We start from the raw sequence: 26,378 nt of genomic DNA, 5'->3' as shown, positions 1-26,378 counted from the left end.
CGAATGCGTGTCGTGTGGGGTACGCCGTTCGCCATTCACCATCGTTCTGATCGCCGGTGCCGAATTGCGGGTGGCGCGGCGGAGCGGCGGAGTGAACCCGGTCGCCAACGATTGCGCCGCCGCGTAGATTGCGTCACCACGAATAGCCTTGCATGCCGTAGTCGGTGTCGTGTCGACGACCCCACCAGGGGAGGTACGCGTTGTTGCCGCCGCGTGCGCGGAACCAGTCTTTGGCGGGATCGATCGGGGTGAGCTTCGATGGTGGTCTGACGACGACGGCGACAGGGTGCTCGGGGTCGGTCGTGCCTGCGACCAAGGCGTTGCCGCCGAAGTGGTTGATTCGGCCGATTGCGAGTGCGACGTCGGTCAACGCGCTGCCGGTTCCCATGTCGCCGAGGAGTGCTGCCGTGTTGAACGTCTGATTCCTGGGGTCGTATTCCGGAAGGGTTTCGGTCAAGGTCTGCGCGAGCGAGACAACGCGTAACGACGCTGCGTCGCTGGGTACACCTGCGTCGTGGACGATGTAATTCAGGTCCGTGACCGCGACGCCGGCATTGCGTGCTGCTTCGCCGATCGTGGCTTTCCATGCCTGCACGGCGCGTGTCGTGCCGACCTTCGGCGAAAAATCGTGCGTGTTGCCGGTTGCGGCCTTGCCGATCCAGGCGAGCGGCTCGCGCTCGGTGTTGAAGCTCGGGCCGGCGAGAAAAAGCACGACGAGGTTTTCGTTGATCTGCGCATCCGTGGGCGGGAAGTTCGGGGCGTCCCAGTTCATCGCCCATACGGTCTTGTCGGGGTTCGCCTGCAAGTAGTCCAGCGCGTTGTTCAGCGACGTGAAGCCGGCGTTTGCGCCACCTTGGGTGATTTGCACGTCGGGAGGCGTGTCGCGGCTCCAAAGCGTCTTGGGTGACGGCGGGCCAATCTCGAAGAAGTTCATCATCCGATCGATCATGCGCGACTTGGCAAAGGCCGGATCGAGTCGGGGCGGAACGGCAGCTTCGAAGCGTATGCCGGCGAGTTCGCGCCAATCTTTCTGGCTATCGGATTTCACGGTGTAGAAGTATTTCACGTTGCTGAAGTAACGAGCGCGTAGAAGCAGGATGAATTTGTCGATGTACTTGGCATAGAAGCCGTCGAACGTTTCCTCGCCTTCGTTGCCATATGCGATCCCCGCTACCGATTGCAGGGTGGTAAAGGACTTCGGATCGGTGCGGACCATGTCATCGTTTTTGTTCGGTGTCGCAAGCCCTTGCGTCCACAACGATTGCCATTCGGTCGGGTAATCCATACGTTGCAATGGATTCAACCAGACCAGGCCGACAACCTGAGCGACGAATGGCTTGGCCGATTCTGCGGATCCGACTGCTGTACCTTCCTTCGGATCCCCGATAGGTGCGCCTTGTGCTGGACGCGTCATGGCCGTGGTGAACGCAAAAACCATAGCCGCAGTCAGTGCGGGCACGACAAAAAAGCGTTTCATCCAATCTCCGATTTCCAAATGCGCAGGGTCAGGTTGTTCTACGTGCGCCATCAGCCAGGCCATGAGAGCAGTGGTGATCAGCCAGACACAAATAGCGATAGCGATACGTCGCGGCCATGTAGCGATCAGCATCTTCATACGGCCCCCCCAACCTTTAAGTAAAACTGACCTTCACGCTCATTCGAGATTGCGGCCGGCATCTCGCCTTCGCTTTTCTCTGCGTGTACCCATTCCTGGAGAGGCGTTCTAGCGAAAGAGCCAGACGCAAAATAGTCGGCATACTTCTTGTTCGGGGTGTCTTTGGGTATCCCATCGCCCATCCGCCAATCAGCCTCAATGCGCAGCGATTTGAGTTGTTTTTCCGTCAAGTAGCACAGGCCCACGGCCACGTCATACGCAAGCGCCTTTTCGGCATGCTCGGGGTTGGTCATCGTCGTTGAGTGATTCGTCGGGCTGTTGGTCGCGCCGCGATCGAGCCAATCGACAATCTGTTTGTCGCGCCATTCCTTGTAGCCTTCGGGCATCGCGCTTTTGCCGTCCTCGCCGATCACGTGGCCGTCGCCATCGAGCCATTCCTTGTTCAGCGTTCGTCGCGCTTCCATCCGCATCAACGCGCGGTCCTCATAACGCTGCCCGGCCTCCGTGCCTGCCGTACCCTGCGCGACGCTATCCGTGTTCTTCGGCTGGTACTGGTCGTACGGATCATCGGCCCGCTTGTCCGCGTCAGCCTTGTTCGCGTCGCGCCAGGCAGCCGGCGGATCGTTGCCTTCGTTGAAGTCGCTTGTCGCATCGCCGTCCTTCGTCTCGACGGGTTTACCGAATCGCATCGCCTTCGGCGGGAACGGCTCGTCGAGTTCCGGCGCATCCGCCACCACCGTCCAACCCTTCGGCGGGTCAGCGTTCACGCGGAGCATGTTCAACGCCGAACTGATGCCAGTCACGACGAACATGAGCGGCGCGGTCGCCAGCGTCGCGGCTATCCCCAGAACGCTTTCGTTTCCTTTGAGCGCACCGATCAGATTGAATTTGGCCGGCGGTGACGGCGGATACCAGAATCCCGGCTTCGTTCCCTTCTTGTCATGTCGCCAATCGTCTTCCCAGTACCGGTAGGGTTTCTGAACGCCGACCGGAAAGCCGGATGCGAATACACGCTGAGTCAGGATGCCAGCGGCACCGATATCGTCGAGTTCGTCCTTGCTGATGCCGCGCCAGCCGATGCCTTGAACCGTCACCGCCGAAATCACCTGATCGTGCGGACAGCAATACGCGGTGACGCGGCCGTATGTCGATTGATTCAGGCCATGCCGATCGCGGTCCTGTTGCGCCGCATAAGATCGATTACTCGTCGGCGATACGCGTTCGTTCGCCATGTCTTCATCGATCTTGTCTGCGGGCTGTTCACAGGCTTTGCGAGCACCGATGATCGATAGAAACTTGCCGAACGTTTTCGTGCGTGCCGCATAGGTCTGTCGTCCGCGCTGGCCGCTGCCGTCTTTCGTCGCGCGTTGCGACCATGTATCCATGAATGTGTCGGACTTGTTCGGGCCGTCGGCATTGGCGAGACTGTACGGCGCGTTCGCCAGCACGTAGGCGTCCGCCACGCAGTGGCCCGTGCGCCCCCACGGATCTTCGACATCGGGGAATGCGTCGCCGAAGAACGCTGCCGTGAGACCGACGATGTTGCCCTGGCTGTGACACACGACGGTAATCGGCACGTCGGCCTGCATGCGGCGGATCGACTCGATCAGTCTGGCCAGTCGCAGCGCCGCGAGCACGCCATACGCACGCGGCGGCGCGCGATACAGCGGGCGGTTGGTCGGATTGATGCCTTGCACGGTCATCCAGCCCATCGTTCGATCGTCCAGACCGCCGTGCCAAAGATCGGGCAGGCTGGCACAGCCGTTCGTGAACGGGCCGCCGCCCCAGTAGTCCTTCTCGTTGAGAAAGATCTTGTCGCCGTACTCCTTCAATTCCGCTGCGGTCGCGCGATAGCCCCAGCGGAAATGAATGACGGGTGAGAACGACGGATCGGGCTTGATGTAGTTGCCGGACCAGAGCTTCGGATTGAGAAACCCATCCGGCGTCACACTCTCCGTGTACTTCGCGGGCGTCAACTGTCCGGCGTCGATACCGTGATACATCATCTGATCGTCCAGACGCCCGAGCCGACGATTCAGGCCTTTGCACAGCCCGTCCTCCGAGGCCTCGAACCATTCGCCTTCGGAATTCACCCCATGCACGAAGATCACGATACCGGGCAACGGCATTTGCTTGAGACAGATGAGCGGCGTGTTCTTCGCAAACATCGTCACGCCTTCGACGCGGCCGACGACGATCGGCGGCGGTGCCGGCCGAGATGCGGGCGCGTCCGGCGCAGCCGCGTGCGAGACGGGTTCGTCATTGCGCGTCTTCGCTTTCGATCGAGGATCGAAAATTGAATCGGTCATCCAGACTCCTCAACATGCGTGATGCGTTCCGCGGCCATCGGACAGACACGGAATATAAAGATAAGTGTCCGAAGCAAGAGGGAAACATGAGCAGGCGACGAGCATACTGAATCGGCGCGCATGAAAGACTCAGGCGAGCGAAAACTCCGCGCGGAGCCCGTGATAACGGACACGGATTGTCAGAATGTGTTTCAGGCCCGAATCGGTCGCATGGCTTCGTTGCTGACGTAGAGCGTGACCTTGCGCTCCGCTGTCGTCCGACAGGCGACCATCCGGCGAATCGGCCTCATGACACAGCTGCGCACGACATCGCGTCCGTACTTGGAAGCGCTCGAATCGCAATTGTCCGTGTGTACGTGGCGATGCTGGCGAATTTGTATCGCACTGTATCTATCGAGGTTCCGGAAACATCGGATTGCACTGAAGGCGGGTTTCGGAAACAAGCCGGATACGTGAGCGGGTTCTACTGTCGACATGCAGCAAACGTTCGGTGCCAGACGTTCGCACCGGATGCCGAGTGATCGATACCCCACCTTCCTTCCAGGAGAAATCTCATGAAAGCCGCTCGAATCCTCGCAGTTGCCGTACTCGCTTCGATCCCCGCGTTGTCGTTCGCCGATACCGGCCACGCCCTCACGCGCGCCGACGTGCGTGCCGACCTCATCCGGCTCGAGAAAGCCGGCTACAACCCGGCCGGCAGCGACGCGCGTTACCCGGACGATATCGCCGCCGCACAGAACGTCATCGCAGCGCAGCAGGTCGCGCGCTCCGACCAGAACGGCCCGTCGAAGTCGCAGGACGACAACGTGGCCGCGGCGGCAGCGCCGGCCGCCCGCTACGCCGCGGCCGACCAGCGCGCCGCACGGAACGCACGCACGGACGCGGACGATCTGTACGCGCACTCGTGATCCGCGGCCGCGCCTGCGAAACGAGCGGCGCGGCCGCATCGGAAACACTTCAGATGAACAACACGATGAAAAGGAGCATGACGATGGTCGGTTTGACGAAACGGGTTCTGGTGTCCGCGGCGGTGCTCGGCGGGCTGTTCGGTGCGGTCTCGGCGCAGGCGGCGCCCAAGGAAGACCTGAAGGGCACGAACGTCGTGCTGGTGCACGGCGCGTTCGCCGACGGGTCGAGCTGGAACCGCGTGATTCCGCTGCTCGAAGCGCGCGGCCTGCATGTCGTATCGGTGCAGAATCCGCTGAGCTCGCTCGCCGCCGACGCCGCCGCGACGAAGCGCGCGATCGACGAGCAGAAGGGGCCCGTCGTGCTGGTCGGCCATTCGTGGGCCGGAGTCGTGATCAGCGATGCGGGCAACGACGACAAGGTGAAGTCGCTCGTCTACGTCGCCGCGTTCGCGCCGGACAACGGCCAGTCGATCGCCGACGTCACGCAGGGGCTGCCGGCACCGTCGTGGGCCGGCGAGTTGCGCAAGGATGCGGGCGGTTTCGCGACGCTGTCGGACAAGGCGATCGCGCAGGATTTCGCGCCGGACCTGCCGCCCGCGCAGCAGCGCGTCGTCGCGGCGACGCAGGGGCCGTGGTACGGTGGCTGCATTTCGGAGAAGGTCGCGCAGGCCGCGTGGCATGCGAAGCCGTCGTCGTTCGTCGTCGCGACGCAGGACCGGATGATCGATCCGAAGCTGCAGGAGGCGATGGCGAAGCGGATCGGCGCGACGGTCACGCGCGTGAACGGCAGCCACGTCGCGATGCTGAGCCAGCCGAAAGCCGTGGCCGACGCGATCATCGCGGCCGCGGAACGTGCGAAGCAGGATGCGCAGTGAGTGAAGACGGCGGCGCGGCGTGCGTGACGCGCGGCGCCGTCGGTGATTGTGAAGTCCCTTGACGAGGAGAATTCATGACGCAGCAACTCTGGCAACTGTCGGCGACCGAAATCGCGAAGCGGGTGCGTGAACGCGACGTGTCCGCGCGGGAAGTGGCGGATGCCGCGCTGGCCCGCCTCGAAGCGGTGAACCCGGCGATCAACGCGGTGGTCGAGCATCGTCCCGACGACGTGCGGCGGCAGGCCGACGAGGTGGATCGCGCGATTGCCCGCGGCGACGATCCGGGCCCGCTCGCCGGTGTGCCCGTGACGGTGAAGATCAACGTCGACGTCGCGGCGTTCGCGACGACCAACGGCACGCGGCTGCAGGAAAACCTGATCGCGCGTGCCGACAGCCCGTCGGTCTCGAACCTGAGAAAGGCCGGCGCGGTGCTGCTCGGCCGCACCAATTCGCCGACGTTCGCGCTGCGCTGGTTCACGTCGAATCTCGTGCACGGCCATACGTACAATCCGCGCAACCGTTCGCTGACGCCGGGCGGCTCGAGCGGCGGCGCGGCGGCTGCCGTGGCCGCCGGGATCGGCCCGATCGCGGTCGGCACCGACATCGGCGGCTCGGTGCGTTACCCGGCCTATGCCTGCGGCGTGCATGGCATCCGGCCGTCGCTCGGGCGCGTGCCGGCGTTCAACGCGTCGTCGCCGGAGCGCGCGATCGGCGCGCAACTGATGTCGACGACGGGGCCGATCGCACGCACGATCGACGATCTCGCGCTGGCGCTGCGCGCGTTCGCCGCGCCGGACCCGCGCGACCCGTGGTACGTGCCGGTGCCGGTCGACGGGTGCGCGGTGCCGAAACGCGCGGCGCTATGCGTGCGTCCGGGCGGCCTGCAGGTCGTGCCCGAAGTGGAGGCCGCGTTGCGCGACGCGGCGCGCCGGCTCGTCGACGCGGGCTGGACCGTCGACGAAATCGACGACACGCCGCCGCTGCGCGAGGCGGCGCTGTTGCAGGAGCAGCTCTGGCTGGGCGACGGATTCGATGCGTTGGCGAACGCGGTCGCAAGCGACGGCGATCCCGGCGCGGCCGCGGTGATCGCCGCCGTGCGTGGCAAGGTGCGCGATCTGCCTGCCGACGTGATCAGCCGCGCGCTCGTGCGGCGTACCACGCTGACGCGGCAGTGGCGGCTCTTTCTCGACGAATACGCGGTGTTGCTGCTGCCGGTATCGTCGGAACTGCCGTTTCCCGATGATCTCGATCGGCAAGGGCCGGACGGGTTCGAGCGCGTATGGGAAGCGCAGCTCACGCTGCGTGCGCTGCCGGCGATGGGGTTGCCGGGGCTCGCGGTGACGACGGGATTCGTCGATGACGTGCCGGTCGGTGTGCAGGTTGTCGCCGCGCATCATCGCGAGGATCTGTGTCTGCTCGCGGGGCGCGACATCGAGGCTCGCGGCGTGCCGATCGCGCCGGTCGATCCGGGCCGCTGATGCGGTGACGGGCGTGGTGCGTCGGCGATGCACCGCGCCGGCCGCCTGCCGTTCGCCGATTCATCGAAGTGTGCGCCGTTCGACCCGGCACACGATTCCATTCAGGATTCCATCACGACGTGCGGCGCGCGTCACATGCGGCATCGTTCCCGGCTTCGCCGTCGCCACTCCTTTCAAAAACCTTCGATGTGCGACATCGAACGGCCATCGCTCCCCGTCCTCCGCACGAATCCGCCCCAATTGCGCGCGTCTGCTATTGCATTCCACGCGCTGCTGATTAGGAAATGAATTTTTATTGGTTCTGCTTCCCCGAGCGCGCTCGCATAGTGGGGCTGACGGCTATAGACAGCACGCAAGCTGCACCGGCCGCATTCCCGGCATGTTTGATCGTACGAATCTGCGAGAACAAGGAAGCGTGATGACGTTTGCATTGGAAGAACGAACCGCCGCCCGGCAGGCGCTCGAAGAGGCCCGCGCGGCGGCCGCAGCGGCGGGCACGCCGTACGCGGGCGGCGTGGCGCCGGAAGCCGCGTGGGCGCTCTTTTCCGCCGGCGACGCGTTGCTGGTCGACGTGCGCACCGCGGAAGAACGGAAATTCGTCGGCCACGTGCCGGAGTCGCTGCACGTGCCGTGGGCGACCGGCACGAGCCTGACGCGCAACCCGCGCTTCGTGCGCGAACTGGAAGCGAAGACCGGCAAGGACGCGGTCGTGCTGTTGCTCTGCCGCAGCGGCAACCGCTCCGCGCAGGCGGCCGAGGCCGCGACCAAAGGCGGCTTCACGCAGGTATTCAACGTGCTCGAAGGGTTCGAGGGCGACCTCGACGAGCAGCAGCACCGCGGCGGCAGCAACGGCTGGCGCCATCGCGGCCTGCCGTGGGCGCAGGACTGAGTCACGGCCGTTACGGGGAGAAGTCAGCATGGCCGCATTCGATATCGACGAGATCGTTCAGTCGCTCCAGACCGTGCGCCGCGCGTGGCGCGAGAAGCAGCGGCGCTCGCTCGAACCGGGCGGGCGCGACCTGCCGGCGCGCGAGGCGCTCGCACAGATCGTCGGCGCGCTGAAGGGCGTGCTGTTCCCGATGCGGCTCGGGCCGCCCGACCTGCGGCAGGAGAGCGAGAACTTCTATGTGGCCCATGCGCTCGACGCGGCGCTGAACGCGCTGCTTGCGCAGGTGACGCTCGAGCTGCGCTACGCGGCGCGGCAACGCAACGCCGACGCGCAGATCGACGAAGCGGCCGCCACCGCAGTGCAGGCATTTGCCGCGCGGCTGCCCGACATCCGCCGGCTGCTCGACAGCGACGTGCTGGCCGCGTTCCACGGCGATCCGGCGGCGGGCAGCGTCGACGAAGTGCTGCTGTGCTATCCCGGCATTCTCGCGATGATCCACCACCGGCTCGCGCACGAGCTGTACCGGCTCGGGCTGCCGCTGCTCGCGCGGATCATCGCCGAGCAGGCGCATGCGGAAACCGGCATCGACATTCACCCGGGCGCGCGGATCGGCGGCGGCTTCTTCATCGACCACGGCACGGGTGTCGTGATCGGCGAGACCGCGATCATCGGCGAGCGCGTGCGCGTGTACCAGGCCGTCACGCTCGGCGCGAAGCGCTTCCCGCGCGATGCGGCCGGTCATCTGGAGAAGGGGCTCGCGCGCCACCCGATCGTCGAGGACGACGTGGTGATCTATGCGGGCGCAACGATCCTCGGCCGCGTGACGATCGGCCGCGGCGCGGTGATCGGCGGCAACGTGTGGCTCACGCAGGACGTGCCGGCGGGCGCGAACATCACGCAGGCCGTGCTGCGCAGCGAGGCGAATGCCGCGCCGCGCGCGCGGAGCGAGCCGGCCGAGCCGGTGCCCGACACACAGGTGACGACATGAGCGACCTGATCCAGCACTTCGGCGCCAATGTGCGCAAGCTGCGCGAGGCGCGCACGTGGTCGCAGGAGCAGCTCGCGGAACACGCGGGGCTGAACCGTTCGTACGTCGGCGAGATCGAGCGCGGCGAGGCGATCGCCTCGATCGTCACCGCCGACAAGATCGCGCGCGCGTTCGAGGTGTCGATCTCGACGCTGTTGCCCGGCGTGTCCGTCGCCTGACGCATTCCGCTTCCTTTCCCGTTCGGTGGTGCCGCGTGACGGCTATAGCATGTTGAGCCGGCAGGTGCGTGCTTCCGATAATCACCCAGCGTCATAAGCAATCCCGTTTTTCATCTTAAGAACCCGGAGCCACACATGTCGACCGTTGCAAGCGGCACGGCCGCGCTGAGCGATCACGCCGCCCGCCAACTAGCGAACGCTACCAAGACCGTCCCGCAGCTTTCCACGATTACGCCGCGCTGGCTGACCCATCTGCTGCAGTGGGTGCCGGTCGAGGCCGGCATCTATCGCCTGAACCAGGTGAAGAACCCGGAAGCCGTGCGCGCCGCGTGCACGCAGCTCGAGGACGAAAGCGTGCTGCCGCAGACCTTCGTGCCGTACGAGGAACAGCCGCGCGAGTATTTCCTGAACGCGGTGAGCACGGTGCTCGACGTGCATACGCGGATCTCCGATCTCTACAGCAGTCCTCACGACCAGATCAAGGAACAGCTGCGCCTGACGATCGAGACGATCAAGGAGCTGCAGGAAAGCCAGCTGATCAACAACCCGGACTACGGGCTGCTCGCGAACGTGACCGACGAACAGCGGATTTTCCCGCTGACGGGCGCGCCGACGCCGGACGACCTCGACGAGCTGCTGACCAAGGTGTGGAAGGAACCGGCGTTCTTCCTCACGCACCCGCTCGCGATCGCCGCGTTCGGCCGCGAATGCACGCGGCGCGGCGTGCCGCCGCCGACGGTCAGCCTGTTCGGCTCGCAGTTCCTCACGTGGCGCGGCATTCCGCTGATCCCGTCGGACAAGGTGCCGGTCGCGGACGGCAAGACCAAGATCCTGCTGCTGCGCGTCGGCGACAAGCGCCAGGGCGTGGTCGGCCTCTATCAGCCGGGCGTCGCGGGCGAGCAGGGGCCGGGCCTGTCGGTGCGCTTCATGGGGATCAACAACCAGGCGATCGCGTCGTACCTGATCTCGCTGTACTGCTCGCTCGCGGTCCATTCGCCGGATGCGCTGGCTGTCCTCGATGACGTCGAAATCGCCAAGTACCATGACTATCCCGACACCTACCGTTAATCCCGGCTCGGCCGGCAGCGACGCGCTCGCGTTGCCGCACGCGCCGCTGCCGGCCGGCTTGCCCGACCCGGCGGCGCTCGCGCGGCTCGCGTCCGAGTTCTTCGCGACGCCGCCCGGGCAGGCCACCGCGCCCGGGCTGTCGGCGGGCAGCGGAGCGGTCGGCGGCGTGCCGTCGGCGCTGCCGGCTGCCGCGCCGATCCTCGCGTCGGTGAGCAATCCGGCGCCGGGCGGCTCGCCGCTCGCGGGGCCGGGCGGCACGGGCACCGGCGTGCCGGGCCTCGCGCTGCCGCAAGGCAAGGCGCCCGGCACGAACCTCGCGCCGTCCGCGCCGACGCACGTGCTGTCGCTCGGCAATCGCGTGCCCGCGCTCGCGCCGCACGCGGCCGCGCAGAACGGGCTGCCCGACAACGCGGTGTCGATCGCGCCCGCGTTCGAGCCGCGCGTCGGCGGCGCGGCGCTCGGCGTGCCGCAGGCGCAGGCGGCGGTGTCGGAGGGCGCGGTGCAGGCCGCGCCGTCCGCGTCGCCGTTTTACTTCACTGACGGCTCGCGGCAGGGCTGGCAGGCGACGCCGCAGGACATCGTCGTGCCGTCGAACGGCCTCGCGTCGCCGGAAGCGTTCGGGCTGCCGGGGGACGATGCGCTGCGCGAACTGCTCGCCGTGCAGCGCGACGTGCCGGTGTCGCGCGCATCGGGCGGCGAGGTGCCGCGTTACTTCATCGACGATACGCACGCGGCCGAGCCGCAAGGTCAGTTGTATCGCGGCGCACACCCGCCGTTCGACGTGAACGCGATCCGCCGCGATTTCCCGATCCTGCAGGAGCGCGTGAACGGCAAGCAGCTCGTCTGGTTCGACAACGCGGCGACGACGCACAAGCCGCAGGCCGTGATCGACCGACTCGCGTATTTCTATGCGCACGAGAACTCGAACATTCACCGCGCGGCGCATGCATTGGCCGGCCGTGCGACGGATGCGTACGAGCATGCGCGGGAAACGGTGCAGCGCTTCATCGGCGCGTCGTCGCCGGACGAGATCGTGTTCGTGCGCGGCACCACCGAGGCGATCAACCTGATCGCGAAGTCGTGGGGCGTGCAGAACGTCGGCGAAGGCGACGAGATCATCGTGTCGAACCTCGAGCATCACGCGAACATCGTGCCGTGGCAGCAGCTTGCCGCACTCAAGGGCGCGAAGCTGCGCGTGATTCCGGTCGACGATTCGGGGCAGGTGCTGCTCGACGAATACCGGAAGCTGCTCAACGACCGCACCAGGATCGTGTCCGTCACGCAGGTGTCGAACGCGCTCGGCACGGTCGTGCCGGTGAAGGAGATCGTCGAACTCGCGCATCGCGCGGGCGCGAAGGCGCTGGTCGACGGTGCGCAGTCGATCTCGCACATGCGCGTCGACGTGCAGGCGCTCGATGCGGACTTCTTCGTGTTCTCCGGGCACAAGATCTACGGGCCGACCGGCATCGGCGTCGTGTACGGCAAGCGCGCGATCCTCGACGACATGCCGCCCTGGCAGGGCGGCGGCAACATGATCGCGGACGTGACGTTCGAGCGCACGGTGTTCCAGCCGCCGCCGAACCGCTTCGAGGCCGGCACCGGCAACATCGCGGATGCGGTGGGGCTCGGCGCGGCGCTCGATTACGTGAGCCGCGTCGGCATCGAGAACATCGCGCGTTACGAGCATGACCTGCTCGCGTATGCGACGAGCGTGCTCGCGCCGGTGCCGGGCGTGCGGCTCGTCGGCACCGCGCGCGACAAGGCGAGCGTGCTGTCGTTCGTGCTGAAGGGCTATGAGACCGAGGAAGTCGGGCAGGCGCTGAACGAAGAGGGCATCGCGGTGCGCTCCGGGCATCACTGCGCGCAGCCGATCCTGCGGCGCTTCGGGCTCGAGGCGACGGTGCGGCCGTCGCTGGCGTTCTACAACACGTGCGATGAGGTCGATGCGCTCGTGAGTGTCGTGAGAAGGCTGGCGGCGCGGCGCTGAGGCGCGCGGCATGCGGAAAGGCCGCTTGCGACTCCCGGCAACGGGGTGTCGCAAGCGGCCTTTTTTCGTGGCGATGCGGCAGCGCGACGGCGCTCAGCGCCCGGCCAGCATGCGCCCGCCGAGCCCCATCAGCAGCAGCCCGGCCGTCGTGTCGAGCACGGCCTTGCGCCGGATCAGCAGCCGGCGCACCGACGGATGCGATGCGAGCAGCGCCATCGCGCAGTACCACGCGCCCGAAATCCCGATCGACAGCACGACGACCGTGAGATCGAGCCACACCGGCGTATGCGCCGGCACCATCAACGCGAAGATGCTGCCGTAGAACGCGACGGATTTCGGGTTCGTCATGCTGACCACGTAGCCCTTCTTCGCGGCCTGCCAGCCGGAGGACGCGGGCGGCGCGGACACGGCGAGCGGCTTGCGTGCACTCAGCACCATCTTCAGGCCGAGCCAGATCAGGTACGTGGCGCCTGCCAGTCGCAGCGCGGTGTGCACCCAGGCGACGTGGGTCACGAGCAGGCCGAGGCCGGCAATCGCGATCGCGGCCCAGGTGCCCGATGCGGCGGCGAGGCCGAGCCCGGTCATCACGCCGGCGCGGCGCTGCGCGAGCGCGGTGGACGTGACGATCACGAAGTTCGGGCCGGGGCTGGCCACGCTGAGCAGCAGGACGCCGGCGAGCGGCAGCAGGGTGTTGATGGTGGTCGACATGGCGCGGGCGGCGAAGCGGCGGAAGGAGCGTTCATCTTACCCCGGCGTGCCGTCGATGGCGCCTCGCGGTCGTTTCGGCACCGGCCGGCGAGCGTGCGCCGCACGCCGCCGTCATTGTTGAGCGCGTTGGAAAGGTGCAATCCGGAATCGGCAATAGGTGTCGCGAATATGACCGATTATTCTCCCGAGCGCAGTACCGTCCGCCAGCCGCAAATGCTGTCGGAGTGCTTACAAAATCAATCGCTCAGGGAGGCCTTTCATGAACCGCATCGTCGTATCCGGTGGTGTCGGCGCGGTGTTCGCCGTAGCAGCGGCATCACCCGCCTTTGCGCAGAGTTCCGTCACGTTGTATGGCCTCGTCGATACGGCGATCCGCTATCAGACGAACGCCGGCCCCGACGGCCGGGACCTGGTCGGCATGACGGTCGGCCCGGAAACGCACAGCCGCTGGGGCTTGCGCGGCAGCGAGGATCTCGGCGGCGGCCTCGCGGCGATCTTCCGTCTCGAGAACGGCTTCGAGCTCGGCGACGGCAGGCTGCACGTCGCGAACACGCTGTTCAGCCGGCAGGCATACGTCGGCCTGGCGAGCGACCGGTACGGCTCGCTGACCTTCGGCAACCAGTACGCGCCGCTGTACGACACGATGGGCGACGTGTTCGACCCGATGACCGTCGGCGACTACTGGCAGGACAGCTGGGCGTACAACGGCATCGGCAACTACCTGACGGTGGCGAACTCGGTGAAGTACAAGTTCTCGACCAACGGCTTCAGCGTCGATGCGATCTACGGGTTCGGCAATCATGCCGGCGCGATGGGTCTCGACAGCACGTACGGTGTCGAGCTGACCTACGCGCAAGGGCCCGCGTCGATCAACGCCGGCTTCCAGCAGACCTCGGTGTCGTCCGTGAACGGCAGCGCGGTCAACGGCGCGAAGGTGAACTTCCTGCACGTGAGCGGTGCGTACCAGGTCACGCCGTCCGTGCGCCTGCTGGCCGGCTGGCTGCACGGGCAGGACAAGACGGGCACGACCGACTTCAACATGCAGCAGGCCGGCGCGCCCACGCTCGGTGGCGGCAGCCCGAATCGTATCGACGATACGTTCTACGTCGGCGCGAACTGGCAGGCTACCGCGCCGCTGTTGATCACGGTGGCCGGCTATTACGGCCACGCGCGCAATGCGGAGCGGCTCGACGGCACGCTCGGCTCCGGGATCAACTACTCGGCGACCGTGCTGGCCGAATATGCGCTGTCGAAGCACACCGAGGTATACGGCACGGTCGATTTCGCGCGCGGCAACGGCGCGTTCGCGGCCGACTATCCGGGCGCCACCAACCGGCTCACCGGCAAGGTCGACCAGATCGGCAGGACCAACAACGTCGGGGCCGCGATCGGCCTGCGCCAGATGTTCTGACGACGGCGCGCGCGGCGTTCGCGAATGAAAAAACGCGTGGCGACCGGTGCCGCCACGCGTCGTGGATCGAAGCGCGGTTGCCCGGTTCGGGCAGTCGCGCAGCGATGTCAGAAATCGAACCCGGGCCCGCCCGCACCCGGCCCGCCCGGCACCGCGGCCGGCGCCGCATCCTTCGGCGCTTCGAACACGGTCGCGTCGGTCGTCAGCAGCAGCCCCGCGACCGATGCCGCGTTCTGCAGCGCGGTGCGCGTGACCTTGGTCGGATCGAGCACGCCCGACTCGACGAGGTCGCCGTATTCGCCGGTCTGCGCGTTGTAGCCGAAGTTGCCCGTGCCTTCCGCGACCTTCGCGACGACCACGCTCGCTTCCTCGCCCGCGTTCGTGACGATCTGGCGCAGCGGTTCCTCGAGCGCGCGCAGCACGATCTTGACGCCCGCGTCCTGATCGGCGTTCGCGCCTTTCAGTTCGCGGATCGCCTGCCGCACGCGGATCAGCGCGACGCCGCCGCCCGGCACGATGCCTTCCTCGACGGCCGCGCGCGTCGCGTGCAGCGCGTCGTCGACGCGGTCCTTCTTCTCCTTCACTTCGATCTCGGTCGCGCCGCCGACCTTGATTACCGCGACGCCGCCCGCGAGCTTCGCCACGCGTTCCTGCAGCTTTTCACGATCGTAGTCGGAGGTCGCTTCCTCGATCTGCACGCGGATCTGCTTCACGCGGGCCTCGATGTTCTTCGCGTCGCCCGCGCCGTCGATCACGGTCGTGTTTTCCTTGCCGACCTCGATGCGCTTGGCCTGGCCGAGTTCGGCGAGCGTCGCCTTCTCGAGCGTCAGGCCCGTTTCCTCGGCGACGACCTGGCCGCCGGTCAGGATCGCGATGTCTTCCAGCAGCGCCTTGCGGCGATCGCCGAAGCCCGGCGCCTTGACCGCGACCGTCTTCAGAATGCCGCGGATGTTGTTCACGACCAGCGTCGCGAGCGCTTCGCCTTCGACGTCTTCCGCGATGATCAGCAGCGGCCGGCCCGACTTCGCGACCTGCTCCAGCACCGGCAGCAGGTCGCGGATGTTCGAGATCTTCTTGTCGTGCAGCAGGATGTACGGGTTCTCGATCTCGGCGATCTGCTTGTCGGCGTTGTTGATGAAGTACGGCGACAGGTAGCCGCGGTCGAACTGCAGCCCTTCGACCACGTCGAGCTCGTCGGCGAGCGACTTGCCGTCCTCGACGGTGATCACGCCTTCCTTGCCGACGCGATCGATCGCCTCGGCGATGCGCTGGCCGATCGATTCCTCGCCGTTCGCGGAGATCGTCGCGACCTGCGCGATTTCCTTGCTGGTGGTGGTCGGCTTGCTGATCTTCTTCAGCTCGTCGACGGCCGCTGCCACCGCCTTGTCGATGCCGCGCTTCAGGTCGAGCGGATTGAGCCCGGCCGCGACGTATTTCTGGCCTTCACGCACGATCGCCTGCGCGAGCACGGTGGCCGTCGTCGTGCCGTCGCCGGCGGCGTCGCTGGTGCGTGACGCGACTTCCTTCACGAGCTGCGCGCCGATGTTCTGCAGCTTGTCCGCGAGTTCGATTTCCTTCGCGACCGACACGCCGTCCTTGGTGACGACGGGCGCGCCGAAGCTGCGTTCGAGCACGACGTTGCGGCCCTTCGGCCCGAGCGTGACCTTCACCGCGTTCGCGAGAATGTTGACGCCTTCGGTCAGCTTCGCACGTGCGACGTCGCTGAAAATGATTTCCTTCGCTGCCATGATTTGCACTCCGTTATTGATTGACGACCGCGACGATGTCTTCCTCGCGCAGCACGAGGAATTCATTGCCGTCCACCTTGACCGCCTGGCCCGCGTACTTGCCGAACAGCACGCGTTCGCCGACCTGCAGGTCGGGCACGATGCGCTGGCCGTCCGCGTCCTTGCGGCCGGGGCCGACGGCGATCACTTCGCCCTGGTCGGGCTTTTCCGCGGCGCTGTCGGGGATCACGATGCCCGAGGCGGTGGTGGTTTCCTGGTCGAGTCGCTTCACGATGACCCGGTCGTGCAAGGGGCGTAGGCTCATCTGTCCGTCCTGTTCTGTTGTGTCGAAATTGGCTGGCACTCTTTAGCAGAGAGTGCTGACGAGTATAAAAACGCGTGACGGCGCGATCCAATAACGGATTCGGAAATGCATTTGCGTGGATGCGCTATGGACGATCGCCCGACAGCGCTGCTGAACGCGATGTGTTCTTTTCCGCGTTCTCCAACGTTCGCCGCAACAACGTCAGTTCGATTAGCTCGAGTTGGTAGGCGAAGCGCGACTGGACGCGCTTCAGCATCATCGAGCCGACGGACAGGCCGAAAACCAGCGCGATACCCCAGAGAATCGCCGTATTGATGAAGTTTCCGGAGACGAATCCGTTCGTCAGCGTGTTCCGCAGCCACGGCAATCCGCCCGCATCCTTGATATTGGTGAGCGTGATGGCAAGAAGCGCATAGGCCGCCGTACCTCCGCCGAAGAATGAAACGACGCGTGAGTCGAGGCGCTTCACCTTGAGTTGCAGGCAATGCTGCGCGTATTTCAGTGTGTTGTCGGCATAGCTGTTCAGAAGCCGTGCGCTATTCTCATCAGTCTCTATCTCGCGAATGAGCGTATCCAGCGCTTCCTGTTTCCAGCGAAACATCTGAATGACGCCGACGATGGGTTCAACGATGAGAGAAAGAAGGCTCAGGACCACGGTGAACGCATAGAGCACCAGGGCCGGCGCCTTTTGCCACTCTGCAGGCGCCAGTTTGTGCCATACCACCATCAAGAGGAGCAGCAGGAAACAAATGCCGCCGCCACCAAGCAGAAGTATCGAGCCCTTCCGCGCTCGCTCCATCGACAGTGCTTTTGCCGGCCGGTAAGGCTCGAACGTAGAGAGGGTTTCCAGTAGTTCCTTGATTTTCAACATAAGGTCTCCGATGAACATTTCACGGTCGGGCGGCATACACGCGTTGTGCTTTCGACCGACAACGATATGCGGTCGCATGCTTTCATCGCGGTATGCGATCGGATTATGCGTTCGGAATTTCATTTCCTATCTCGATATCGGGGATGAGCAGCACGGGCCAGCGTGGGCCGCCGTGCATATTCCTGCTCCCCGTTAGCATGTGACGAATCCGACTTTGGGCGCCGCGCGGGCGACGCTAAGATCGCCGATCCGTAGATCGAGCGTTCGACAAAATGAAAAAGTCCGCGTCGCCGTTGCATGCTTTCCGTTTCCGTGTCGTCTGCGCCGCGATTGCCGGCGCGTTGTCGCTCGCATCGTGCGGGGGCGTCGACAGCGATGCGCCGTCGCAGGCCGCCGCGACACCGCCGCAGGCCGCGAAACGCCCGAACATCCTGTACATCATGGCCGACGATCTCGGCTATTCCGACATCCACGCATTCGGCGGCGAGATCAACACGCCGAACCTCGACGCGCTCGTCGCGTCGGGCCGTATCCTGTCGAACCACCACACGGGCACCGTCTGCGCGATCACGCGCGCGATGCTGATTTCCGGCACCGATCACCACCTCGTCGGCGAAGGCACGATGGGCGTGCCGACCGACGAGCGGCGCGGTTTGCCCGGCTACGAGGGCTACCTGAACGATCGCGCGCTATCGTTCGCACAACTACTGAAGGACGCCGGCTATCACACGTACATCGCGGGCAAGTGGCACATCGGCTCGGGGATCGTCGGCAGTGCGACGGGCAGCGGGCAGACGCCCGACCAGTGGGGCTTCGAGCGCAGCTACGTGCTGCTCGGCGGCGCGGCGACGAACCATTTCGCGCACGAGCCGGCCGGCTCGTCGAACTACACGGAAGACGGCAGCTACGTGCAGCCGGGCCAGCCCGGACAGCCGGGCGGCGCGGGCGGCAATCCGGCCGTGTTCTACTCGACGGACTTCTATACGCAGAAGCTGATCTCGTACATCGATGCGAACAGGCAGGACGGCAAGCCGTTCTTCGCGTACGCGGCCTACACGTCGCCGCACTGGCCGCTGCAGGTGCCGGACCCGTGGCTGCACAAGTACGCGGGCGTATACGACGCCGGCTACGATGCGATCCGCAACGCGCGGATCGCGCGGCAGAAGGCGCTCGGCCTGATCCCCGCCGACTTCAAGCCGTTCGACGGCCTGCCCGAAACGACGGCCGCGTCGCCGGCGACGGCGAACAACGGCACCGCGAACGCGAAGTACATCAGCGCCGTGCATTCGGCCACCGACGGCTACAGCGACTACGGCACCGGCAAGGTCGACAAGCTGTGGGCGAGCCTGAGCCCGGCCGAGCGCCGTGCGCAGGCGCGCTACATGGAGATCTATGCGGGGATGGTCGAGAATCTCGACTACAACATCGGCCTCCTGATCCAGCACCTGAAGGACATCGGCGAATACGACAACACGTTCATCATGTTCCAGTCGGACAACGGCGCGGAAGGCTGGCCGATCGACTCCGGCGCGGACCCGACGGCGACCGACACCGCGAACGGGCAGGAGCCGGTCTATTCGACGCTCGGCACCGACAACAGCAAGCAGAACGCGCAACGGCTGCAGTACGGGCTGCGCTGGGCCGAAGTGAGCGCGACGCCGTTCCGGCTCACGAAGGGCTATTCGGCCGAAGGCGGCGTGTCGACGCCGACGATCGTGCGGCTGCCGGGGCAGACACGCCAGTTGCCGACGCTGCGCGCGTTCACGCACGTGACCGACAACACGGCGACCTTCCTCGCGGTCGCGGGCGTCACGCCGCCGTCGCAACCGGCGCCGCCGCTCGTGAACACGCTGACGGGCGTCGACCAGAACAAGGGCAAGGTCGTCTACAACAACCGCTACGTCTATCCGCCGACGGGCCAGTCGCTGCTGCCGGTGCTCACCGGCTCGGCGACGGGCGAGGTGCATACCACGCCGTTCGGCGACGAAGCGTACGGCCGGGCATACCTGCGCAGCGCCGACGGCCGCTGGAAGGCGTTGTGGACCGAACCGCCGCTCGGGCCGCTCGATGGCCACTGGCAGCTGTACGACCTTGCGGCGGATCGCGGCGAGACGACCGACGTGTCGGCGCAGAACCCGTCCGTGATCAGCACGCTCGTCGATCAGTGGAAGACGTACATGAGCAACGTCGGCGGGGTGGAGCCGCTGCGTCCGCGCGGCTACTACTGAGGACGGCACGATGCGGTTCCGCTTCCGGACACTCGGCGCGGCGCTCGCGGCCACGCTGTTCGCGGCTGCGTTCGCCGTCGGCTATGCGAGCCCGTCGGCGTCGCCCGCCGGCGCCTTCGACGACGCGAATCGCGGCCGCCCGCTCGTGCCGCTCGGCTCGGAGCGGCAGTGCGAGCGCTACTCGGGCCTGCCCGCGAAGTGGCGCGACGACCCGAAGGCCGGGATGGTGCACCTGAGCGGCGGCGCGTTCGTGTTCGGCAGCACACGCGGCTATGCGGACGAGCGTCCGGCGGGCGACGGCAAGACGCGCGTCGGCGGCTTCTGGATCGACCAGACCGACGTGACGATCGCGCAGTTCGCCGCGTTCGTGCAGGCGACCGGCTACGTGACCGAGGCCGAGCAGCAGGGCGGCGCGGCCGTGTTTCATGTGCCGACGCGCGACGAGCTGAACGCGCGCGACCTCGCGTGGTGGACCTGGGTGAAGGGCGCATCGTGGCGGCAGCCGCGCGGCCCCGGCAGCAGCGTCGACGGGCTCGGCAACCTGCCCGTCACGCTCGTCACGCAGCGCGACGCGCTCGCGTATGCGCACTGGCTCGGCCGCGATCTGCCGACCGAAGCCGAATGGGAATATGCGGGCAAGGCCGGTCGCGACGACGCGTCGCTCGATGCGGCGCCGCGCGACGCGCAGGGCAAGCCGGCCGCGAACTACTGGCAGGGCGCGTTCCCGGTGCTCGATACGGCCGAGGACGGCCACGCGGGCCTCGCACCGGTCGGCTGCTATGCGGCGAACGGTTTCCATCTGTACGACATGATCGGCAACGCATGGGAATGGACGAAGGACACGTACACGGGCCCGCATCAGTCGCACACGAACGGCGACACGGCGGCCGTCGCACCGCCGACGCGCCGGCACGACACGCCGATGGTGATCAAGGGCGGCTCGTTCCTGTGCTCGCGCGATTACTGCGTGCGCTATCGCGCGTCGTCGCGCGAACAGCAGGAAGCGGATCTCGGTGCATCGCATATCGGGTTCCGCACGATTCTGAGGGATGCGTCGTGAAGCGGGCGATGCATTGCGTTGCCGCGTCGCTGATCGTTGCGTGCGGTGTCGCCCATTCGGGCTGGATCGTGGCGGCCGAAACCGTCACGTCGACGATCCGCGTCGGCGTGACGCGCGGCGTGCATGCGGACATCCTGGACGAGGTGAAGCGTGTCGCCGCCACGCGCGGGCTGAATGTCGACGTCGTCGAATTCGACGACGCGTCGCGCATCGATACCGCGCTCGCCGACGGCAGGATCGACGCGGCGAGCTTCGAGGACGCACAGCGCCTTGCCGCGACGCGCACGGCGAAAGGTCATGCACTGAACGCCGTCGCGCCGACTGTCACGCTGCCGATGGCGCTCTATTCGCGCAAGATAAGGAGTCTGAACGAACTGCGGCCAGGCGAGACGGTCGCGATCCCGGCCGATCCGCGCGGGATGGCTCGCGCGCTCGTGCTGCTGCAGAACGACACGCTGGTGACGCTGCGCGACCAGGCCGGCCTGCATGCGACGCTGCGCGACGTGACGGGCAACCGGCTCGCGCTGAAGTTCGTCGCGCTGCGCCGCGACCGGCTGCATGCGGCGCTCGACTCGGCCGCGTTCGTCGCGATCGACTACGAGGACGCCGCGCGCGCGGGGCTGCAACCGGCGCGCGACAGCATCAATCTCGAGGATGCGCGCTCGCCGTATGCGAACGTGCTGACCGTGCGCGACGCCGACCGCACGAAGCCGTGGGTTGCGCAGCTCGTCGCCGCGTATCACTCGGACGACGTCGCGCATTTCATCCTGACGCGCTATCAGGACTCGGTGCGGCGGCCGTGGTAGACGACTACCGCCTCGCGTGCAATGCGTGCGGCCGCTGCTGCAACAGCGCGCCGACGCTGTCGTTGCGCGAATTGTTCCGGCATCGGCACCGCTTCGTCGGCGCGCTGACGATCCATCGTGTGCCGAAGCGGCGCATCGGTGAACGAACGCGCGCGGGCGGACGCGAGCATGCGCTCGACGCGGACGACATCGCCGCCTGCGATGCGCTCGCGAACACGTTGTTCCATCGTGCGCGCGGCACGAGCGACGAATGGATTGCGCTGACGCTTCAGGGCTACGACTATCCGTCGCTCGGGCGCTGTCCTGCATTGGCCGACGACGGCCGCTGCAGCGTGCATGCGTACAAGCCTTCGATCTGCGGCGCCGTGCCGCTCGATCCGATGCTGCCGGACCGCCTGCAATCCCGCGTGCTCGCCGGGCGGCGCGACGAGACGGCGTGGCTCGGTGCGAATTGCATCGTCGGCGCGGACGGCGGCACGGCTTCCGACGATATGGCGTCGGCGCTGCCGCTCGTGACGGCTGGGCAGGTCGCGGACCGCGCGGCGCTCGACACGTTTCGCGATGCGCTCGCGTTCGAGCGTGCGGTATGGCGTGACGCGGTGTTCGCATCGCTGATCGACGGCGGACCGCAGGTGCGCGCGGCGTTGTCGCGGCTTGCGCCCGGCGGCTACTTGACGATGTCGATCGTGCCGGTGCTGCTGGCCGTCGCATCGGTGTCCGCGCATTGCCGCGCGTTGTGCATCGACTTCATCGACGCGCAGCGCGCGTTGATCGACGCACGGATCGAGGCGGCACTCGCACGCCGTCGTCTCGACGACCGACCGGCGACGGCCGAATTGCGCGGATTTGCGCAGGCACTCGAACGTGCGGGGCACGCACTCGCCGCCATGCCGGCCGCCAAGGCGGGCACGCGCACCGACGCCCCGCGCATCGATGCGTGGCTCGACGATCGGCACGCTTTCATCGCGCTCACCGCGTGACACCGGCGGCACGCCGCGCGTGCCTTACACTTGGCGCTCTTTCAACCGTCTCCGATGGGGCGCGCATGTACGCATCGACCTTCATTTTCCGCGCCGGGCAATACGACGACGAATTCCACCGCCTCGACCGGCAGATCGCCGACACGGCGCGCGCGACGCCCGGCTACCTCGGCGAGGAGACGTGGGAGAACGCCGAGGCGGGGCTGATCCAGAACGTCTACTACTGGGAATCGGAGGCGGCGCTGCGGCAGTTGATGCAGCATCCCGCGCATCTGGAAGCGAAGGCGAAGCAGGCGCGCTGGCTGGACGGCTATCGCGTGGTGATCTCGCAGGTGCTGCGCGAATACGGCGACGGCAAGCTTGCGCAGCCGCATGCGCGGCAGCCGGCGTAAGCCGATCGCCGAACGGCGCTTCAGGCGCCGTGCGTGATCCGCCCGGCATCCCCACACCACATCAAAGCGCCTCGACCAGCAGCCGGTTGCTCTTCTCGCAATACTCGTGACACGCGGCGCGTGCCGCGATCGACGCGCCATGCACGAACTTCGGCGCGTCCGCCCGCCGCGACATCGACACGACGATCGACGGCGGCGACGGCTGCAGCGGCAGCTCGACGACCTCGCCGCTCGCGATCAGCGCATCCACGAACAGCACCGGAATCGCGGCGACGCCGAAGCCGTCGCGCACGAGCTGCACGATCACCGAGATCGACGGCGAGCCGGTGATGCGCGTCTCCGACAGCGGCACGCCATGCGCGTGCGCGAGCGTGCGCACGATGTCCTCGAGCGCGCGGTGCGGCGCGGTACCGCGCCCGTAGGTCAGGATCGGCTGGCGCAGCACCTGCCGCGCGAGGCCGGCGCGCGTGGTCGGCAGCAGCCCCGCGCGCGCGATCCAGCGCACCGGATAGTTCGCGAGCGCGTCACAGACGACCGACGCCTCGTCGCTTCCCTCCACGCGAATGATCAGGTCCAGTTCGCCGGCCATCAGCCGGCGCTGCAGCACGACGCTGACGTCGACGGTCAGGTCGATCTCCAGTTGCGGATAGTCGGCGGCGAGGCGACGCAGGTAATGCGGCAGCCAGCTGTGCACGACCGTCTCGATCACGCCGAGCCGCAACTTGCCGCGCAGCGCGCTTTCGCCGGCCGCGGCGGCCTGCAGCTCGTGCGTCGCCTCGACGACGGCCTTCGCATAGCCGAGCAGGTACTCGCCGTTCGGCGTGAGCCGGAATTCGCGGCTGTCGCGATCGACGAGCACGGTCTGCAATTCGTCCTCGAGCGCCTTCAGGCGCTGCGAGATCGCGGCCGGTGTCGCGTGCAGCGCGGCGGCCGTCGTGCGGAAGTTGCGCAGCTTCGCGAGCGTGACGAAGGTTTCGAGGAAACGCGTGTTCATGGCGGTCGGCAAGGCGTTGGGCGCGCAGCTTGCCCCGCTGAAAAAATGAACGGGACTGGGGAAAACCCGGCTTCGTGTAAAGAAATTCTATACACGCGGCGCAAAAAAACTCGTTGGCGACAAAATTTTTTCTTTTCTATTCTTCGCCGTATCCGCTGACGCAACCGTCATCCCGACGACATATCGATCTGCCCGCGACCATCATGACGCCTACCGAATTCCGCCAGTCCGTGCGCAACGGCACGTTCCGCAGCCCGACAGCCGGCCAGTGCGGCCCGTTCGCGCAAGCGAATCTCGCGATCCTGCCGAACGAGTACGCGCACGATTTCCTGCGCTTCTGCCAGGCGAATCCGAAAGCGTGCCCGCTGCTGGGCGTGGGCGAACCCGGCGCGTTCCGGCTCGACGTGCTCGGCGAGGATCTCGACATCCGCACCGACGTGCCGAGCTACAACGTCTACCGCGACGGGCGCCTGACCGAGCGGGTCGAATCGCTCGAAGCGCTGTGGCGCGACGATTTCGTCGTGTTCGCGATCGGCTGCTCGTTCTCGTTCGAGGACATGCTGGCGCGCGAAGGGATCGGGCTGCGCCACATCGAGGAGGGTCGCAACGTGCCGATGTACCGTACGACGATTCCGAACCGGCGCGCGGGAATCTTCGGCGGCCAGCTGGTCGTGTCGATGCGGCCGCTGCGCGGCGCCGACGCGATCCGCGCAGTGCAGATCACGAGCCGGTTCCCGGGCGTGCACGGCGCGCCGGTCCATATCGGCCATCCGCAGGAACTGGGCATCGCCGATCTCGGCGCGCCCGATTTCGGCGACGCGGTGACGGTGCGCGACGGCGAGCTGCCGGTGTTCTGGGCGTGCGGCGTGACGCCGCAAACCGCGCTGATGGACGCGAAGCTGCCGCTCGCGATCGCGCATACGCCCGGCTACATGCTGATGACCGACATCACGAACGCGTCGCTGGCCGTGTTCTGACCCGACCGACGCCGGCGGCCCGCACGGGCGCCGGTCCGGCCCCGACGCGGCGGCATGCCGCGACCACAGACGATCCGCCCGCCCGGAGCGCGGCGCGCACCCGCAGCGCGACGCGCGCAAGCAACGCACGACGCAAGAAGCGCACGACACCACACGCACCACACGCACCACACGCAAGGTTTCGACCGCATATTTCGACAGGAGCTTCACCATGGAAAGTAAGACCCTCGCGGCGCCCGCCGCCGACCCCGCGGGCCCCGCACGCAACGGCCTGTTCGGATGGTATGCGGACGCGCAGCCGCGCGAACGCCGCGCGTTCTGGAGCTGCAAGGTCGGCTACATGCTCGACGGGATGGATACGCAGATGCTGTCGTTCGTGATCCCGACGCTCGTCGCGACCTGGGGCATCTCGCTCGCGGACGCCGGCTTCATCGGCACGATGACGCTGCTCGCGTCGGCGCTCGGCGGCTGGATCGCGGGCATCCTGTCCGACCGGATCGGCCGCGTGCGCACGCTGCAGCTGACGGTGCTGTGGTTCGCCGTGTTCACCGCGCTGTGCGGGCTCGCGCAGAACTATCACCAGCTGCTCGCGGCGCGCGCGCTGATGGGCTTCGGCTTCGGCGGCGAATGGACGGCCGGCGCGGTGCTGATCGGCGAAGTGATCCGCGCCCGCGATCGCGGCAAGGCGGTCGGCCTCGTGCAGTCGGGCTGGGCGATCGGCTGGGGGCTGTCGGCGCTGCTGTATGCGCTGCTGTTCTCGGTGCTGCCGGCCGAACAGGCCTGGCGCGCGCTGTTCCTCGTCGGCCTCGCGCCGGCGCTGCTGGTGGTCGTGATCCGCCGCTACGTGAAGGAGCCGGACGTCTACGAGAAGGAGAAGGCCACACAGGCGAAGGTGGCCGACGCGCCGCGCCTCACCGAAATCTTCGCGCCGAAGCTGCTGTCGACGACGCTGCGCGCGGCGCTGCTGACTACCGGCGCGCAGGGCGGCTACTACGCGATCACGACCTGGCTGCCGACGTTCCTGAAGACCGAGCGGCACCTGACCGTGATGGGCACCGGCGGCTATCTCGCGATGATCATCTTCGGCTCGTGGGTCGGCTACCTGACGAGCGCGTACCTGACCGACCGGCTCGGCCGCAAGCCGAACTTCATCCTGTTCGCGCTCGGCTCGATGGTGATCGCGTTCGCCTATACGTCGCCGGTGCTGCACCTCACGAACGCGTCGATGCTGTGGCTCGGCTTCCCGCTCGGCTTCTTCGCATCGGGCATCTTCTCCGGGATGGGGGCATTCCTCACCGAGCTGTTCCCGACGCGGGTGCGCGGCTCGGGCCAGGGCTTCTGCTACAACGTGGGCCGCGCGATCGGCGCCCTGTTTCCGTTCCTGATCGGCGCGCTGTCGAAGCACTACGGGCTCGGCGCGAGCATCGGGATCTTCGCGGTCGCCGCCTACGGCGTGTTGATCGTCGCCGCGCTGACGCTGCCCGAGACGCGCGGCCGCGAACTCGACGCCGCATAACGCCGCATGGGCGGGCGCCCGCCCGCCGCCTTTCTACCGCTCCCTTTT

At 66.8% G+C, this 26,378-nt stretch carries 23 protein-coding genes; 16 read left to right on the top strand and 7 right to left on the bottom strand.

Annotated features, from left to right (window positions below; genetic code table 11):
- Nucleotides 1-133: 133 nt before the first annotated feature.
- Nucleotides 134-1,615 carry a virulence factor gene (locus NQV17_RS07730; protein WP_257771073.1) on the bottom strand — a complete coding sequence of 494 codons (1,482 nt, stop codon included), beginning with the start codon at nt 1,613-1,615 and terminating at the stop codon, nt 134-136.
- Nucleotides 1,612-3,924 (bottom strand): hypothetical protein, encoded by a 2,313-nt coding sequence (locus tag NQV17_RS07725; RefSeq protein WP_257771071.1) that lies wholly within the window; start codon nt 3,922-3,924, stop codon nt 1,612-1,614. The genes NQV17_RS07730 and NQV17_RS07725 overlap by 4 nt, the downstream gene beginning before the upstream one ends.
- Nucleotides 3,925-4,478: 554 nt before the next feature.
- Between NQV17_RS07725 and NQV17_RS07720 the strand changes: the two genes are divergently transcribed.
- The 8 genes from NQV17_RS07720 to NQV17_RS07685 all read left to right on the top strand — a co-directional run bounded on the left by NQV17_RS07720 (nt 4,479) and on the right by NQV17_RS07685 (nt 12,335).
- Nucleotides 4,479-4,832, top strand: coding sequence for a DUF4148 domain-containing protein (locus NQV17_RS07720; RefSeq protein ID WP_257771069.1), 354 nt, complete (start codon nt 4,479-4,481; stop codon nt 4,830-4,832).
- Nucleotides 4,833-4,915: 83 nt separating this feature from the next.
- Nucleotides 4,916-5,707 carry an alpha/beta fold hydrolase gene (locus NQV17_RS07715; RefSeq protein WP_257771239.1) on the top strand — a complete coding sequence of 264 codons (792 nt, stop codon included), beginning with the start codon at nt 4,916-4,918 and terminating at the stop codon, nt 5,705-5,707.
- A gap of 74 nt (nt 5,708-5,781) precedes the next feature.
- Complete coding sequence (locus tag NQV17_RS07710; protein WP_257771067.1) at nt 5,782-7,185, top strand: amidase family protein; 1,404 nt, start codon at nt 5,782-5,784, stop codon at nt 7,183-7,185.
- A 418-nt stretch (nt 7,186-7,603) separates the two neighbouring features.
- Nucleotides 7,604-8,074, top strand: a complete 471-nt coding sequence (locus tag NQV17_RS07705; protein ID WP_257771065.1) for a rhodanese-like domain-containing protein — start codon at nt 7,604-7,606, stop codon at nt 8,072-8,074.
- 28 nt (nt 8,075-8,102) lie between these two features.
- Nucleotides 8,103-9,062 carry a serine O-acetyltransferase EpsC gene (gene epsC / locus NQV17_RS07700; protein WP_257771063.1) on the top strand — a complete coding sequence of 320 codons (960 nt, stop codon included), beginning with the start codon at nt 8,103-8,105 and terminating at the stop codon, nt 9,060-9,062.
- Nucleotides 9,059-9,280 carry a helix-turn-helix domain-containing protein gene (locus NQV17_RS07695; protein ID WP_257771061.1) on the top strand — a complete coding sequence of 74 codons (222 nt, stop codon included), beginning with the start codon at nt 9,059-9,061 and terminating at the stop codon, nt 9,278-9,280. The genes epsC and NQV17_RS07695 overlap by 4 nt, the downstream gene beginning before the upstream one ends.
- A gap of 135 nt (nt 9,281-9,415) precedes the next feature.
- Nucleotides 9,416-10,348, top strand: coding sequence for a family 2A encapsulin nanocompartment shell protein (locus tag NQV17_RS07690; RefSeq protein ID WP_034205507.1), 933 nt, complete (start codon nt 9,416-9,418; stop codon nt 10,346-10,348).
- A complete protein-coding gene (locus tag NQV17_RS07685) occupies nt 10,323-12,335 on the top strand; it encodes a family 2A encapsulin nanocompartment cargo protein cysteine desulfurase (protein ID WP_257771057.1) in 2,013 nt (670 codons plus the stop codon). Before NQV17_RS07690 ends, NQV17_RS07685 begins: the two co-directional genes overlap by 26 nt.
- A 93-nt stretch (nt 12,336-12,428) precedes the next feature.
- Here NQV17_RS07685 and NQV17_RS07680 read toward each other — a convergent pair whose 3' ends face one another.
- Nucleotides 12,429-13,043, bottom strand: a complete 615-nt coding sequence (locus NQV17_RS07680) for a LysE family translocator (protein WP_044847315.1) — start codon at nt 13,041-13,043, stop codon at nt 12,429-12,431.
- 259 nt (nt 13,044-13,302) lie between these two features.
- Between NQV17_RS07680 and NQV17_RS07675 the strand changes: the two genes are divergently transcribed.
- Nucleotides 13,303-14,454 (top strand): porin, encoded by a 1,152-nt coding sequence (locus NQV17_RS07675; RefSeq protein ID WP_044847314.1) that lies wholly within the window; start codon nt 13,303-13,305, stop codon nt 14,452-14,454.
- Between the two features lie 107 nt (nt 14,455-14,561).
- On the opposite strand, the gene groL is transcribed toward NQV17_RS07675, so the two are convergent.
- The 3 genes from groL to NQV17_RS07660 form a co-directional block, all read right to left on the bottom strand.
- Nucleotides 14,562-16,202 carry a chaperonin GroEL gene (gene groL, locus NQV17_RS07670; RefSeq protein ID WP_257771044.1) on the bottom strand — a complete coding sequence of 547 codons (1,641 nt, stop codon included), beginning with the start codon at nt 16,200-16,202 and terminating at the stop codon, nt 14,562-14,564.
- A 13-nt stretch (nt 16,203-16,215) separates the two neighbouring features.
- Nucleotides 16,216-16,506 (bottom strand): co-chaperone GroES, encoded by a 291-nt coding sequence (locus NQV17_RS07665; RefSeq protein ID WP_011356207.1) that lies wholly within the window; start codon nt 16,504-16,506, stop codon nt 16,216-16,218.
- A 124-nt stretch (nt 16,507-16,630) separates the two neighbouring features.
- Nucleotides 16,631-17,500 (bottom strand): hypothetical protein, encoded by an 870-nt coding sequence (locus tag NQV17_RS07660; protein ID WP_257771034.1) that lies wholly within the window; start codon nt 17,498-17,500, stop codon nt 16,631-16,633.
- A gap of 149 nt (nt 17,501-17,649) precedes the next feature.
- Between NQV17_RS07660 and NQV17_RS07655 the strand changes: the two genes are divergently transcribed.
- The 5 genes from NQV17_RS07655 to NQV17_RS07635 all read left to right on the top strand — a co-directional run bounded on the left by NQV17_RS07655 (nt 17,650) and on the right by NQV17_RS07635 (nt 22,843).
- Nucleotides 17,650-19,605 (top strand): arylsulfatase, encoded by a 1,956-nt coding sequence (locus NQV17_RS07655; protein WP_257771032.1) that lies wholly within the window; start codon nt 17,650-17,652, stop codon nt 19,603-19,605.
- A gap of 10 nt (nt 19,606-19,615) precedes the next feature.
- Nucleotides 19,616-20,665, top strand: a complete 1,050-nt coding sequence (locus NQV17_RS07650) for a formylglycine-generating enzyme family protein (protein WP_257771030.1) — start codon at nt 19,616-19,618, stop codon at nt 20,663-20,665.
- 8 nt (nt 20,666-20,673) lie between these two features.
- On the top strand, nt 20,674-21,471 hold the full coding sequence (locus tag NQV17_RS07645) for a MetQ/NlpA family lipoprotein (RefSeq protein ID WP_257771237.1): 798 nt from the start codon (nt 20,674-20,676) through the stop codon (nt 21,469-21,471).
- Complete coding sequence (locus NQV17_RS07640) at nt 21,465-22,451, top strand: YkgJ family cysteine cluster protein (RefSeq protein WP_257771028.1); 987 nt, start codon at nt 21,465-21,467, stop codon at nt 22,449-22,451. The genes NQV17_RS07645 and NQV17_RS07640 overlap by 7 nt, the downstream gene beginning before the upstream one ends.
- A gap of 65 nt (nt 22,452-22,516) precedes the next feature.
- Complete coding sequence (locus NQV17_RS07635; RefSeq protein WP_257771026.1) at nt 22,517-22,843, top strand: antibiotic biosynthesis monooxygenase; 327 nt, start codon at nt 22,517-22,519, stop codon at nt 22,841-22,843.
- A 61-nt stretch (nt 22,844-22,904) separates the two neighbouring features.
- Here the strand turns inward: NQV17_RS07635 and NQV17_RS07630 are convergent, their stop codons facing one another.
- Complete coding sequence (locus NQV17_RS07630; protein ID WP_257771024.1) at nt 22,905-23,837, bottom strand: LysR family transcriptional regulator; 933 nt, start codon at nt 23,835-23,837, stop codon at nt 22,905-22,907.
- A gap of 203 nt (nt 23,838-24,040) precedes the next feature.
- On the opposite strand from NQV17_RS07630, the gene NQV17_RS07625 reads away from it, so the two are divergent.
- Nucleotides 24,041-24,814, top strand: coding sequence for a putative hydro-lyase (locus NQV17_RS07625; RefSeq protein ID WP_257771022.1), 774 nt, complete (start codon nt 24,041-24,043; stop codon nt 24,812-24,814).
- Between the two features lie 211 nt (nt 24,815-25,025).
- Nucleotides 25,026-26,330 (top strand): MFS transporter, encoded by a 1,305-nt coding sequence (locus NQV17_RS07620; RefSeq protein WP_044847288.1) that lies wholly within the window; start codon nt 25,026-25,028, stop codon nt 26,328-26,330.
- Nucleotides 26,331-26,378 lie beyond the last annotated feature (48 nt).

The sequence above is a fragment of the Burkholderia sp. SCN-KJ genome (assembly GCF_024656005.1).
In the GTDB taxonomy this organism is placed as follows: Bacteria; Pseudomonadota; Gammaproteobacteria; order Burkholderiales; family Burkholderiaceae; genus Burkholderia.
Note: the sequence above shows the minus strand (reverse complement) of the source record. Positions and strands in the feature narration are given on the sequence as shown.